At 69.5% G+C, this 12,725-nt stretch carries 12 protein-coding genes; 6 read left to right on the top strand and 6 right to left on the bottom strand.

Going from position 1 to position 12,725, the window contains the following annotated elements; translation table 11 throughout:
- The first annotated feature begins 43 nt into the window (after nucleotides 1-43).
- Together ACFYW8_RS13220 and ACFYW8_RS13215 are read left to right on the top strand one after the other, a co-directional pair.
- Nucleotides 44-1,108: a GlxA family transcriptional regulator gene (locus ACFYW8_RS13220; RefSeq protein ID WP_389072116.1), complete on the top strand. Its 1,065-nt coding sequence runs from the start codon at nucleotides 44-46 to the stop codon at nucleotides 1,106-1,108.
- Entirely contained in the window at nucleotides 1,105-1,599 is a 495-nt protein-coding gene (locus tag ACFYW8_RS13215; RefSeq protein ID WP_389072112.1) for an LURP-one-related/scramblase family protein, read from the top strand. The genes ACFYW8_RS13220 and ACFYW8_RS13215 overlap by 4 nt, the downstream gene beginning before the upstream one ends.
- Nucleotides 1,600-1,757: 158 nt before the next feature.
- Here ACFYW8_RS13215 and ACFYW8_RS13210 read toward each other — a convergent pair whose 3' ends face one another.
- Nucleotides 1,758-2,573: a carbon-nitrogen family hydrolase gene (locus tag ACFYW8_RS13210; protein WP_365869275.1), complete on the bottom strand. Its 816-nt coding sequence runs from the start codon at nucleotides 2,571-2,573 to the stop codon at nucleotides 1,758-1,760.
- A gap of 154 nt (nucleotides 2,574-2,727) precedes the next feature.
- On the opposite strand from ACFYW8_RS13210, the gene ACFYW8_RS13205 reads away from it, so the two are divergent.
- The gene (locus ACFYW8_RS13205; protein WP_389072103.1) at nucleotides 2,728-3,552 is read left to right on the top strand and encodes a maleylpyruvate isomerase family mycothiol-dependent enzyme; all 825 of its coding nucleotides are present in this window, start codon (nucleotides 2,728-2,730) and stop codon (nucleotides 3,550-3,552) included.
- Between the two features lie 403 nt (nucleotides 3,553-3,955).
- On the opposite strand, the gene ACFYW8_RS13200 is transcribed toward ACFYW8_RS13205, so the two are convergent.
- Both ACFYW8_RS13200 and ACFYW8_RS13195 read right to left on the bottom strand, forming a co-directional pair.
- Complete coding sequence (locus ACFYW8_RS13200; RefSeq protein ID WP_389072100.1) at nucleotides 3,956-5,254, bottom strand: nitrate/nitrite transporter; 1,299 nt, start codon at nucleotides 5,252-5,254, stop codon at nucleotides 3,956-3,958.
- A complete protein-coding gene (locus ACFYW8_RS13195; RefSeq protein ID WP_365869279.1) occupies nucleotides 5,251-5,925 on the bottom strand; it encodes a GntR family transcriptional regulator in 675 nt (224 codons plus the stop codon). Before ACFYW8_RS13195 ends, ACFYW8_RS13200 begins: the two co-directional genes overlap by 4 nt.
- A gap of 267 nt (nucleotides 5,926-6,192) precedes the next feature.
- Here ACFYW8_RS13195 and ACFYW8_RS13190 point away from each other — a divergent pair, with 267 nt between their 5' ends.
- Nucleotides 6,193-7,092, top strand: a complete 900-nt coding sequence (locus tag ACFYW8_RS13190) for a D-alanyl-D-alanine carboxypeptidase family protein (protein ID WP_389072095.1) — start codon at nucleotides 6,193-6,195, stop codon at nucleotides 7,090-7,092.
- 168 nt (nucleotides 7,093-7,260) lie between these two features.
- Nucleotides 7,261-7,851, top strand: a complete 591-nt coding sequence (locus tag ACFYW8_RS13185) for a Bro-N domain-containing protein (protein ID WP_389072090.1) — start codon at nucleotides 7,261-7,263, stop codon at nucleotides 7,849-7,851.
- An 84-nt stretch (nucleotides 7,852-7,935) separates the two neighbouring features.
- Here the strand turns inward: ACFYW8_RS13185 and ACFYW8_RS13180 are convergent, their stop codons facing one another.
- From ACFYW8_RS13180 to pdhA, 3 genes are read right to left on the bottom strand one after another with little or no spacing between them, the layout of a single operon-like run.
- On the bottom strand, nucleotides 7,936-9,399 hold the full coding sequence (locus ACFYW8_RS13180) for a dihydrolipoamide acetyltransferase family protein (RefSeq protein ID WP_389072086.1): 1,464 nt from the start codon (nucleotides 9,397-9,399) through the stop codon (nucleotides 7,936-7,938).
- Between the two features lie 10 nt (nucleotides 9,400-9,409).
- Nucleotides 9,410-10,390 (bottom strand): alpha-ketoacid dehydrogenase subunit beta, encoded by a 981-nt coding sequence (locus ACFYW8_RS13175; RefSeq protein ID WP_389072081.1) that lies wholly within the window; start codon nucleotides 10,388-10,390, stop codon nucleotides 9,410-9,412.
- A gap of 2 nt (nucleotides 10,391-10,392) precedes the next feature.
- Entirely contained in the window at nucleotides 10,393-11,622 is a 1,230-nt protein-coding gene (pdhA, locus tag ACFYW8_RS13170) for a pyruvate dehydrogenase (acetyl-transferring) E1 component subunit alpha (protein ID WP_389072078.1), read from the bottom strand.
- Between the two features lie 413 nt (nucleotides 11,623-12,035).
- Between pdhA and ACFYW8_RS13165 the strand changes: the two genes are divergently transcribed.
- On the top strand, nucleotides 12,036-12,701 hold the full coding sequence (locus tag ACFYW8_RS13165; protein WP_389072073.1) for a response regulator: 666 nt from the start codon (nucleotides 12,036-12,038) through the stop codon (nucleotides 12,699-12,701).
- Nucleotides 12,702-12,725: the final 24 nt, after the last annotated feature.

Below are 12,725 nucleotides of genomic sequence, written 5' to 3'. Positions count from 1 at the left end.
CCTCGGTACTCCGCCGCCCACCCGCGAGTGCTAGAAATCGCTTATGCCGCAAGGATCCTCGCACCCATCGCACTCATCGCTCGATCGGGAGATCTCCCACGCGCCGGGGCGGGGAGAACCGCCGTCGCGTCGGCCGCATCGCGTCGCCGTGATCGTCGACGAGGGGACGAACCCCTTCGAAGTCGGCGTCGCGACGGAGCTGTTCGGGCTTCCCCGGCCCGAGCTGGGGCGGCCGGAGCCGCTCTACGAGCTGACCCTGTGCACTCCCACGCCCGGTGTCCGGATGAACCACGGGTTCTTCACCTTGAGCGGAGTACCCGGCCTCGACGCGGTGGACGACGCCGACACCCTCGTCGTCCCCGGCCGGCCCGACAACGTCGTACCGCGCAGGGCCGTCGTCCTGGACGCCATCCGGCGAAGCCACGCGCGCGGAGCCCGGGTGGTGAGCTTCTGCACCGGAAGCTTCGCGCTCGCCGAGGCGGGGCTGCTCGACGGGCGGCGGGCCACCACCCACTGGCGGTGGACGAACGCCTTCCGGGAGCTCCATCCGAAGGTGCTGCTGGATCCGGACGTGCTCTTCGTGGACGAGGGGGACGTGCTGACGGCGGCGGGCAGCGCGGCCGCGCTCGATCTCGGACTGCACCTCGTACGGCGTGACCACGGCGCGGAGACCGCCAACGCGGTGTCGCGCCGGCTGGTCTTCGCCGCGCACCGGGACGGGGGCCAGCGCCAGTTCGTACAGCGGCCGCTGCCCGACGTACCCGACGAGTCGCTGGCACCCCTGCTGGCCTGGGCACAGGAGCGGCTCGGTGAGCCGCTGACGGTCGGCGACCTGGCGGCTCGCGCCGCGGTCAGCCCGGCGACGCTGCACCGCCGCTTCCGCGCCCAGCTCGGCACGACACCGCTGGCGTGGCTGACGGCGGAGCGGGTCGCCCTGGCCTGCCGGCTCATCGAACGCGGCGAGCGCCGGCTCGCCGTGGTGGCGGACCGCAGCGGGCTCGGGACCGCCGCGAACCTGCGCGAGCGGGTGCGCCGGGCGACCGGACTCAGCCCGTCGGCCTACCGGCGGCGTTTCGGACCGCCCACCGGGGAACCGGTCATGGCATGAGATACCTCGTACGCGACCGGCTGCTCGGTTTCGGTGACGACTACTGGATCGAGGACGACCACGGCAACAAGGTCTTCCTCGTCGACGGCAAGGCCATGCGGCTGCGGGACACCTTCGAGCTGAAGGACACCAGCGGACGCGTCCTGATCGACATCCACCAGAAGATGCTCGCGCTGCGCGACACGATGATCATCGAGCGGGACGGCGAACCGCTCGCGACCATCAAGCGCAAACGTCTGTCCCTGCTCCGCAACCACTATCGCGTGTCCCTGGTCGACGGCACCGAACTCGACGTCAGCGGCAAGATCCTCGACCGGGAGTTCGCCGTCGACTACGACAACGAACTCCTCGCCCAGATCTCCCGCCGCTGGCTCCACATCCGCGACACCTACGGCGTCGACGTCGTACGGGAGGACGCCGATCCGGCGCTGCTCATCGCGGTGGCGGTGTGCGTGATCCATCTGGCGGAGAAGGAGCGGGGGGACGACTGACAGGGACGACCGACAGCGGCGCCCGAAAGCAGGTGGTCGGCAGGACGGCCGACAGCAGGAGGCCGGCAGGACGGCCGGCAGCGGACGGCCGGCAGCACAGCAGGGGGCGGCAGCGGGGACGACCGGCCGCGCGGGTGGGCCGGTCCTGCCGCCGCCCGTCAGCGGCGGGGAGTCTCCAGACCCAGCAGCCGGTCCTTCAGGGCCGGGAACTGTTCCCGGGTCGTCGCTACCTTCGCCGGGTCGAAGTCCACCGTGAGGATCTCCTCGTCCGGGCCCGCCTCGGCGAGGACCTCCCCCCACGGGTCGACCACGATCGAGTGACCTGCCTGGGGAACTCCCGCGTGCGTACCGGCCGTTCCACAGGCGAGGACGTACGCCTGGTTCTCGACGGCGCGTGCCTGTGCCAGCAGGGTCCAGTGGGCGCGGCGCCGTTCGGGCCAGCCGGCCGGGACGACGAAGGTCTGCGCCCCCGCGTCGACGAGCCCGCGGAAGAGTTCGGGGAACCGGAGGTCGTAGCAGGTCGCCACGCCGAGGACGGTCTCCGGCAGCCGCACGGTCACCAGTTCGGTGCCCGCGCCCATCAGCACGGCCTCGCCCTGGTCGAAGCCGAAGCGGTGGATCTTGCGGTAGGCGGCGACCCGTTCACCTGCGGGGGAGTAGACGAGGGAGGTGTTGTAGAGGGGCGACTCGGTCGCGGAGCCGGCCTCGGACGCGGCGCGCTCGGGGATCGAGCCCGCGTGCAGCCAGACGCCCGCGTCGCTCGCCGCCTTGCTCATCGCCTCGTGGGTCGGCCCGTCGAGCGGTTCGGCCCGCGCCCCGAACTCCTCGTAGGCGAAGGCGCCGACGGTCCACAATTCGGGGAGCACGACGAGATCGACTTCGGCTTGATCCCGTACCAGATCCGCCACGCGACGCCTGCGGGAAGCGACCGATTCGTCGTCGTTTACGTCGATCTGGAGGAGCGAGGCGCGCACACTACCACCGTCCTGGCATTCGAGCCGTCGATACGGGCCTACGATCGTCACACGAAAGCACTGCCGGGGTGCCTCACAGCAGCGTAACTTAGCGTCCCAAGACACCCGCTGCCTGTGCACTGCCCGCGTCCAACCGCCCGAGGGGTCCCGTTCCGTGAGTCTGCATCCGAGTCTTCAGTCCTACGCCGACGCCTGGGCCCACTCGATCGAAGCGATATCCGAGCTGGTGCAGCCGCTTGTGGAGGGCGAGTGGAACCGGCGGACTCCGTGTCCCGGCTGGTCGGTCCGCGACATCGTCTCGCATGTCATCGGGCTGGACTGCGAGATGCTCGGCGATCCCCGGCCGATCCACACACTTCCCCGCGATCTCTACCACGTGACGAACGAACACCAGCGGTACATGGAGATGCAGGTCGACGTGCGCCGCCACCACACGGCGCCGGAGATGACCTCCGAGCTGGAGTACACCGTCATCCGTCGCAACCGGCAGCTGCGGAACGAGTCGCGGCAGCCCGACGCCAAGGTGCGCGGTCCTCTCGGCACCGAGGTCACCCTCGAACAGGCGATGCGCAATCGCGCGTTCGACGTATGGGTGCACGAGCAGGACCTGCGGTACACGCTGGGCCGGCCGGGGAACCTCGACTCCCCCGGTTCTCAGATCGTGCGCGACGAGCTGCTGGCCGCGCTGCCGAAGGTCGTCGCCAAGGGCGCGGGGGCGCCGGCGAACTCCGCGGTCGTCTTCGACGTGCACGGTCCGGTCGAGTTCCTCCGCACGGTCCGTATCAACGCCGACGGGCGCGGCTCGATAGACGGTTCGCCCTCCCTGGGCCCCGCCGCGAGCCTCGCCCTCGACTGGGAGACCTTCGTCCGGCTCGCCTGTGGCCGCGTCCACGCCGACGCCGTGTCCGACCGCATCAAGACCGAGGGCGACCCGGAACTGACCTCCGCGATCCTGCGCAACTTCACCGTCACGCCGTAAGCCGTGACGGGACGGGGTTCGTCCCGCCGCCTCACTCTGTCGTCCCCGGATCCGTCCCGTCCTGAATCCGGGGCTCCTTCCGTAAGTACGAGTCCCTTCACGTAAATAGGGGCCGTTCCGGGTAAGTACAGGCCGTTCCGGGTAAGTACGGGGACCTTTCGAGTCCGTCCCGTCCCGAGTCCGGGGCGCCGTCTCCGGACCTCAGCCGTGTCCCTCGTGCGCGGTCACAGGACGGACGAGGGCTTTCCGGCGCCACCCGGACGTCAGGAGCGACTCGGCCTCTCCTGCGTTCGCGGAGCGGGTCCGGGCCGCCGACGGACGCCCGAACAGGGCGGGCCGGTACCGGCGGGCGGGCCCCCGAATCGGGCGGGCCGGTACCGGCCAGGCGCCATGCCCCCGGCGGTCACGCCGGCACGTGCACCGTTTCCACCCGGCTGGCCACCAGCCGCTCCCGCTCCCGGCGGGCCGCCTGCTTCCTCAGCCGGAAGATCTGGCTCAGCCCGAGCGCCTGGAGCACGAACACGGCGGCGAAGGCGATCCGGTAGTTGTCGTCGGTGGCGTCGAGCAGGATGCCGATGGCCAGCAGCGTCGTCATCGAGGCGACGAAACCACCCATGTTGGTGATCCCGGACGCGGTCCCCTGACGCTCCGGCGGATTCGCCGGCCGCGCGAAGTCGAAGCCGAGCATCGAGGCCGGACCGCAGGCCCCGAGCACGGTGCACAGCACGATGAGCACCCACATCGGCGCGTGCTCGCCGGGGTACACCAGCACCCCCGCCCACACGAACGCCGTCGCCGCGACCGTGCCCAGCGCCAGCGGCAGCCGCGCGGTGTGGTGCCGGGCGACGATCTGCCCGTACACCAGTCCGACGACCATGTTGGACAGGACGACGAGCGTCAGCAGTTCACCGGCCGTGGCGCGCGTAAGACCCTGCGCCTGGACGAGGAACGGCATCCCCCACAGCAGCAGGAACACCATCGCCGGGAACTGCGTGGTGAAGTGCACCCACAGACCGAGCCGGGTGCCGGGTTCCCGCCAGGACGCGGCGATCTGCCGGCGGACGTACGCGGCGCCCCGGTGCGGGAACGGTTCCGGCTCGTGACCCTCGGGGTGGTCCTTCAGGAACAGCAGCAGGAGGACGAGGACGAGCACACCGGCCGCGGCGCTGCCGGCGAACGCGGCCGTCCAGCCCAGCCCGTGCAGCAGCCGGGCGATCACGAGCGTCGAGACGAGATTGCCCGCCATGCCGACCAGACCCGCGGACTGCGCGACGAGCGGTCCGCGCCTGGCGGGGAACCACCGCGTGCCGAGCCGCAGCACGCTGATGAACGTCATCGCGTCACCGCAGCCCAGCAGGGCGCGCGAGGCGAGCGCCATGCCGTACGACGGGGAGAACGCGAAGCCGAGCTGCCCCGCCGTGAACAGCACCACGCCGATGGTCAGCACCCTCTTGGTGCCGAGCCGGTCGACCAGCAGTCCGACCGGTATCTGCATGCCCGCGTACACGAGGAGCTGGAGGATGGAGAAGGTGGACAGGGCCGAGGCGCCCACGTGGAACCGGTCCGCCGCGTCGAGTCCGGCCACCCCCAGTGACGTACGGAAGATGACCGCGACGAAGTAGACCGAGACGCCGATGCCCCAGACGGCGATCGCGCGCCGGCCGCCGGGCGGATCGCCGGGCAGTGTGGCCGAGGAGCTCATCGGACCTCGCCCCGCGCCAGGTTGGAGAACCAGCTGACGTGTCCGTGGATCAGGCCGACGACCGCGTCGGCGTCGCCGGAGCGCAGCGCCTGGAGGATCTGTTCGTGCTCGACGAGCGTCTTGGTGATCCGGTCGGGGTGCGCGTGCATCACGGCCACTCCCATCCTCAACTGCCGGTCGCGGAGCTGGTCGTAGAGCCGGGAGAGGATCTCGTTGCCGCCGCTGCGGACGATCTCGGCGTGGAAGCAGCGGTCGGTGACGGCGGCGGCGGCCAGATCCCCGGCGGCGGCCTGCTCCTTCTGCCGCGCGAGCAGTTCTTCGAGGCGGGCCAGGAGCTGCGGCGATGCCGGTACGGCCTTGCGTGCGGCGTGCTCCTCGACGAGCTGGCGGGTCTCGACCACGTCCGCGATCTCCTGGGCGGAGACCGGCAGGACGAGCGCGCCCTTCTTCGGGTAGAGCCTGATCAGTCCCTCGGCCTCGAGGCGGAGCAGTGCCTCACGGACCGGGGTGCGCGAGACGCCCACCGCGTCGGCGAGTTCGCCCTCGGTCAGCAGAGACCCGCCCTCGTAACGGCGCTCCAGGACGCCCTGTTTGACGTGTGCGTAGACGCGGTCTGCGGCGGGCGGCTGCTTCACTGAAGGTCGCGTCGGCGCGGGTGGGGCTGAAGGCATGCGCACATCATAGATACAACACGTACGCATGCCCGGAGGCATTTCAGCATGCGGACCCCGGCCGACCCCGAGCAATACCGGCGATCCCAGTGGTCCCCGGGGACCTCGGGGACCACTGGGACCCCGTGGACCCTAGATGTAACCCAAGTCACACGGATTCCCCTCATTCGCCGTACATCCCTTTGCGCCTCCCGCGAGTCCGAACGTGAGACGGCACTGCCATGTGTCGTTCTCCCAGGGGCATTTCGCGCATACGGAGCGTTCATTTTGATTACCGGCATTAAGGGCACGCGTTTCCGCAGGGCCGCCGCTGTGACCCTCACGACCGGCGCCGTGCTGGCAGCCGGAGCTTTCGGCGCCGCACCCGCGGGCGCGGTCGCCACTCCCACGATCGCCGCCAAGGGCGGCTACACCATGAACAACGGGACCGGCGCGTCTCTCTACAACAAGAATGCGGACAAGCCGCTGTCCACCGGTTCCACCACGAAGATCATGACGGCCAAGGTGGTGCTGTCCCAGCCGAACCTGAACCTGGACGCCAAGGTCAAGATCGATAAGGCGTACAGCAACTACATCGTCGACAGTGGCTACGTCTCCTCGGCCAACCTGATCGTCGGCGACCAGGTCACCGTCCGTCAGCTCCTCTACGGTCTGATGCTGCCGTCCGGCTGCGACGCCGCGTACGCGCTCGCCGACAAGTTCGGCTCGGGCTCGACCCGCGCCGCCCGCGTGAAGTCGTTCATCGGCAAGATGAACTCGACCGCGACAAGCCTGCACATGACGCACACACACTTCGACTCGTTCGACGGCGTCGGTCACGGTGCGAACTACTCGACGCCGCGCGACCTGACGAAGCTCGCCAGCAGCGCCATGAAGAGCTCCACGTTCAAGACAGTCGTCAAGACCGTGAGCACCAAGCAGAAGGTGACGACCGCGAGTGGCGGCTACCGCTACTACACGTGGGAGAACACCAACAAGCCGCTACTGACCGGCTACTCCGGCACGATCGGCATCAAGACCGGCTCGGGCCCCGAGGCGAAGTACTGCCTCGTCTTCGCCGCCACCCGTAGCGGCAAGACGATCATCGGTACGGTGCTCGCCTCCACGTCGGTCACCGTCCGTACAGCGGACGCGAAGAAGCTGCTGAACTACAGCTTCGCCAGGTAAGGCGCGCGAGCACAGAAGTACAGAGTGCAGAAGTACAGACCGAAAGAGGGGCCTGCCGGGCGGTGCGCGGCGGGCCCCTCCGGCGTTCCGGACCGCCCGTCCCGCACCCCGGCGATCAGCCGTTCGGACTACTCCAAGACGGCGATTCAGCCGCAATGCTGAACATCATTGAGCCGGCTGGCATATTCGAATTCCTCCGCCCTACGTTCCGCAGCGGACCACCGAGACCGTCTCGAGACAGTGACTGGAAGTCACGGTCTCAGCATTCCAGCAGGTAGGAACTGGCGTCGAGACTTGCAGCTGATCGACCTCCAGGGTCTTATCCTCCTCGTCAACGGATGCACCAAGCCCGCCTGCGTACCCTTCAAACAGTGGTGCGCCGAGGTGATCGAGACCGTGCAGCGCGAGGGGTCCTACACCCTTGAGGAGGCCGAGGTGCAGCCCGCCGATCCGGGCGCCCCCATCGCGTACGCGATGCCGCAGCAGGTCGCCGACGCGATCGTCCGGCTCGAGGAACGCAACCTTCAGGCGGACGAACAGCTGGTCGTCACCCAGCACGAATCACTCGCCTTGCAGCGGACCATGCTGGACATGCAGCAGACCATGATCGAGGTGCAGCGCGAATCCCTCGCGGCGCGTACCGGACTCTCGGTGCATCGGGTCAACGAATGCCTGCGCATGCTGCGCAAGCACGCTTGCATCCACTCCCGGGGTGGTAGCGAGGACGGGGCACCGGTCTACGTGCTCAACCGTCCCTGATCGGGCATGGACAGAGGGGGTCGGCCGCAAGACGAATTTGCGGCCGGCCCCCTCTGTCCCGACTCTATCCGGTCAGTCCGGCTCTCACGCCCAGGTGATCAGCCGCTTGGGCTGCTCCAGGACGGCCGCCGTGTCGGCGAGGACCCTGGAGCCGAGTTCGCCGTCGACCAGGCGGTGGTCGAAGGAGAGCGCCAGCGTCGTGACCTGACGGGGCTTGACCTTGCCCTTGTGCACCCAGGGCTGGAGCTTGATCGCGCCCACCGCGAGGATCGCGGACTCACCGGGGTTGAGGATCGGCGTGCCCGTGTCGACGCCGAAGACGCCGACGTTGGTGATCGTCACCGTGCCGCCCTGCATCGCGGCCGGTGAGGTCTTGCCCTCACGGGCCGTGGCCACCAGTTCGCCCAGCGACTCGGCCAGCTGCGGCAGGGTCTTGGTGTGGGCGTCCTTGATGTTCGGCACGATCAGACCGCGGGGGGTGGCGGCGGCGATGCCCAGGTTCACGTAGTGCTTCTGGACGATCTCCTGGTCGGCCTCGTCCCAGGACGCGTTGACGGCCGGGTTGCGCTTGATCGCGACCAGCAGGGCCTTGGCGACGAGCAGCAGCGGATTGACCCGCAGCCCCTGCATGTCCTTGTCCTGCTTGAGCTCCTCGACCAGGCGCATCGTGCGCGTCACGTCGAGCGTCACGAACTCGGTGACGTGCGGCGCGGTGAACGCCGAGCCCACCATCGCGGTGGCGATCGCCTTGCGGACACCCTTGACCGGGATCCGGGTCTCCCGCGCGCCGTCGTACGACGCGGCCGGGGCCGGAACCTGCGGCTGGACGGGGGCCGGGGCCTGCGGAGCCGGGGCCGGGGCGGCGACCGGAGCGGGTGCCGGCGCCGGGGCTGCCGCCGCGTGCACGTCCTCCCGCGTGATGATGCCGTCCGGGCCCGACGGGGTGACCGTCGCCAGGTCGACCCCGAGGTCCTTGGCGAGCTTGCGGACCGGGGGCTTGGCGAGCGGCCGCTGCCGGTCGGCGGGCCCGTGGCCGTTGAGCTCGCCCTGGATCGCGGTGGCCGCGTAGAGCGTCTCGCTCTCCTGGGCCGGGACCTCGGCGCCCTTGCGGGGGCGCCGCTTGGTGGAGGCCTCCGCCACGCCGTACCCGACGAGGACCGGCTTGCGGCCCTCGGGCTTGGCCTCCTCGGCGGGGGCCGCCTCCGCCACCGGGGCGGCGGGAGCGGCGGGAGCAGCGGCTGCCGGCGCGGCGACCGGAGCCGCCTGCGCGGGCGCCGCCCCACCGGACACGTCCACCGCGATGATCACCTGGCCGACGTCCACCGTCGTGCCCTCGGGGAAGTGGAGCTCGGCCACCACACCGTTGAAGGGGATCGGCAGTTCGACCGCTGCCTTGGCGGTCTCGACCTCGCAGACCACCTGGCCGTCGGTGACCGTGTCACCGGGCTGGACGTACCACTTGAGGATCTCCGCCTCGGTGAGTCCCTCGCCCACGTCGGGCATCTTGAACTCGCGGAGTCCCGACGCGTTCTCAGTCATCGTCGTCACGACTCTCTCCTCAGTACGCCAGCGAGCGGTCGACGGCGTCGAGCACGCGGTCCAGGCCCGGAAGGTACTCGTCCTCCAGGCGGGCCGGCGGGTACGGGGCGTGATAGCCGCCGACCCGCAGGACGGGCGCTTCCAGGTGGTAGAAGCACCGCTCGGTGATGCGGGCCGCGATCTCCGCGCCCGTCCCGAGGAACACCGGGGCCTCGTGCACCACGACCAGGCGGCGGGTCTTCTCGACCGAGGCCTGGATGGAGTCGAAGTCGATCGGCGACATCGAGCGCAGGTCCAGGACCTCGATCGACTTGCCTTCCTCCTGGGCGGCAGCGGCGGCCTCCAGGCAGACCTTCACCATCGGGCCGTACGCGACCAGGGTGAGGTCAGCGCCCTCGCGTGCCACCCGCGCCTTGTGGAGCGGGCCGGGGATGGCGTCCTTGTTGACCTCGGCCTTGTCCCAGTAGCGCCGCTTCGGCTCGAAGAAGATCACCGGGTCGTCGCTCTGGATGGCCTGCTGCATCATCCAGTAGGCGTCGTCGGCGTTCGACGGGGAGACCACCTTCAGGCCCGCGACGTGCGCGAAGAGCGCCTCGGGGGACTCCGAGTGGTGCTCGACGGCACCGATGCCGCCGCCGTACGGGATGCGGATGACGACGGGGAGCTTGATCTTGCCCAGCGCCCGCGCGTGCATCTTCGCGAGCTGGGTGACGATCTGGTCGTACGCCGGGAAGACGAATCCGTCGAACTGGATCTCCACGACCGGGCGGTAGCCGCGCAGGGCCAGGCCGATCGCGGTGCCGACGATGCCCGACTCGGCGAGCGGGGTGTCGATGACCCGGTCCTCGCCGAAGTCCTTCTGGAGTCCGTCGGTGACCCGGAAGACACCGCCGAGCTTGCCGACGTCCTCGCCCATGATGAGGACCTTGGGGTCGGCGTCGAGGGCCGTGCGCAGCGATTCGTTGATCGCCTTGGCCAGCGCCATCTTTTCGGTCGCCATGGCTACTTGCCCTCCCCTGCGTCCGCGAACGACGCCTGGTAGGCGGCGAACTGGGCGCGCTCCTCGTCGACGAGCGCGTGCCCGTCCGCGTACACGTTCTCGAAGATGGCGAATTTGTCCGGGTCCGGCATGGCCCGTACGACTTCGCGCACCCGCTTGCCCAACGCTTCGCTCTCGGTCTCGAGTTCCGCGAAGAACGTCTCGTCGGCGTGGCCCGCCGCCTCCAGGTAGGCCCGCAGGCGCAGGATCGGGTCCTTCGCCTCCCACGCCTCGCGCTCCTCGTCGGCCCGGTACTTGGTCGGGTCGTCGGAGGTGGTGTGCGCGCCCATGCGGTAGGTGTACGCCTCGACCAGGGTCGGGCCCTCGCCGCTGCGGGCCCGCTCCAGCGCCCACTTGGTGACCGCCAGGCAGGCGAGGACGTCGTTGCCGTCGACGCGGACGCCGGGGAAGCCGAAGCCCTGCGCGCGCTGGTACAGCGGCACGCGCATCTGGCGCTCGGTCGGCTCGGAGATCGCCCACTGGTTGTTCTGGCAGAAGAACACGACGGGCGCGTTGTAGACCGCCCCGAAGTTGAATGCCTCAAGGACGTCGCCCTGGCTGGAGGCGCCGTCCCCGAAGTACGCGATCACGGCCGAGTCTGCACCGTCCTTGGCGATGCCCATGGCATAGCCGGTGGCGTGCAGCGTCTGCGAGCCGATGACGATCGTGTACAGGTGGAAGTTGTTGCCGTTCGGGTCCCAGCCGCCGTTGTTCACACCCCGGAACATGCCGAGCAGGTTCGTCGGGTCGACGCCGCGGCACCATGCGACGCCGTGCTCGCGGTAGGTCGGGAAGACGTAGTCGTCGTCGCGGGTGGCCCGGCCCGAACCGATCTGGGCGGCCTCCTGGCCGAGCATCGAGGCCCACAGGCCCAGCTCGCCCTGGCGCTGCAGAGAGGTGGCCTCCGCGTCGAATCGGCGGCTCAGGACCATGTCCCGGTACAGGCCGCGCAGGTCGTCGGGGGTGATGTCGGCGACGTACGGGTCGTACGTGGCGTCCTTGACCCGCTTGCCTTCCGGGGTCAGCAGCTGAATGAGCTCCGGCTCGCCGCCGGTCGCCCCGGGCGACCTCTTCGCGGCCGCGCCGGCGCTCCTGCTCGCGGCGCTCTTGGTGCCGGTCGTACCGGCGCTCGCGGCGCTCTTCGTACCGGCGCTGCGTCGCGGCTTGCGCCCGGCAGTGCTCTCCACGGTCACGTGTGCTCCTCCGTCGGTCCGGCCCCCGGGGTTGCCGGAAGGCTGGGGTCCCCCTCGCTCGCGGTTTGAGCTCGGGGGAGCGGCTCGCCTGTTCCGGCACCCGTGCACGGGGTGGGTGCCACTCGGCCGGGAACAGGCGTGACAGGTGCCCCGGCGAGCGCCCTGCAACAGTCACGTTACCCAGTGCTTCACAATTCTGTGAAACCCCTCCTGACCTGCGATTTTGATAGGAAATCCAAGTACTTGGATACGTGGATTTCCTACTAGATCGAGCAGATCGGGAACAGTCGCTGGTCACAGCACTGGTCACAGCCTTGCAGGGGGCCGGAACACCGGCACGTTATCCCGGCCACCCCGGGCTCGGGAAGAGTTCACCTGGGGCAATGCCCATGATCGTGTGTGAGACTGACAGCGTGCGCGAAATCGGGAAAATCACCGTATTCCTGCTCGATGACCACGAAGTCGTCCGTCGCGGAGTCCACGAACTGCTGTCGACCGAGGACGACATCGAGGTGGTCGGGGAGGCCGGTACGGCGGCCGACGCACTGGTCCGGATCCCGGCCACCCGCCCGGACGTGGCGGTCCTGGACGTACGCCTCCCGGACGGCAGCGGCGTGGAGGTCTGCCGCGAGATCCGCTCCGCGAACGAGGACGTCAAGTGCCTGATGCTGACCTCGTACGCCGACGACGAGGCCCTGTTCGACGCGATCATGGCGGGCGCGTCGGGCTATGTCCTCAAGGCCATCCGCGGCAATGAGCTGCTCACGGCCGTACGGGATGTCGCGGCCGGAAAATCCCTGCTCGACCCGGTGGCCACCGCGCGTGTCCTGGAACGGCTGCGGGACGGCGGCAGCGCCAGGGGCGACGACCGGCTCGCCCGCCTCACCGACCAGGAACGCAAGATCCTCGACCTGATCGGCGAAGGGCTCACCAATCGCCTGATCGGAGAACGACTGCACCTCGCCGAGAAAACGATCAAGAATTACGTTTCGAGCCTGCTCTCCAAACTGGGAATGCAGCGCCGGTCGCAGGCGGCGGCCTATGTGGCGCGCATACAGGCCGAACAGCAGCACCACTGAACACATCGCCGCGCAGGGCGTGGG

Source organism: Streptomyces sp. NPDC002742 (assembly GCF_042888885.1).
Lineage (GTDB): Bacteria > Actinomycetota > Actinomycetes > Streptomycetales > Streptomycetaceae > Streptomyces.
This window is presented reverse-complemented; position numbering and strand designations above follow the sequence as displayed.

Excerpts from the sequence above, each read along its gene's own strand:
- ACFYW8_RS13220 (WP_389072116.1), top strand. The coding sequence starts at position 44 with ATGCCGCAAGGATCCTCGCACCCATCGCACTCATCGCTCGATCGGGAG.
- ACFYW8_RS13215 (WP_389072112.1), top strand. The coding sequence starts at position 1,105 with ATGAGATACCTCGTACGCGACCGGCTGCTCGGTTTCGGTGACGACTAC.
- ACFYW8_RS13200 (WP_389072100.1), bottom strand. The coding sequence starts at position 5,254 with ATGAGCTCCTCGGCCACACTGCCCGGCGATCCGCCCGGCGGCCGGCGC.
- ACFYW8_RS13195 (WP_365869279.1), bottom strand. The coding sequence starts at position 5,925 with ATGCCTTCAGCCCCACCCGCGCCGACGCGACCTTCAGTGAAGCAGCCG.
- ACFYW8_RS13175 (WP_389072081.1), bottom strand. The coding sequence starts at position 10,390 with ATGGCGACCGAAAAGATGGCGCTGGCCAAGGCGATCAACGAATCGCTG.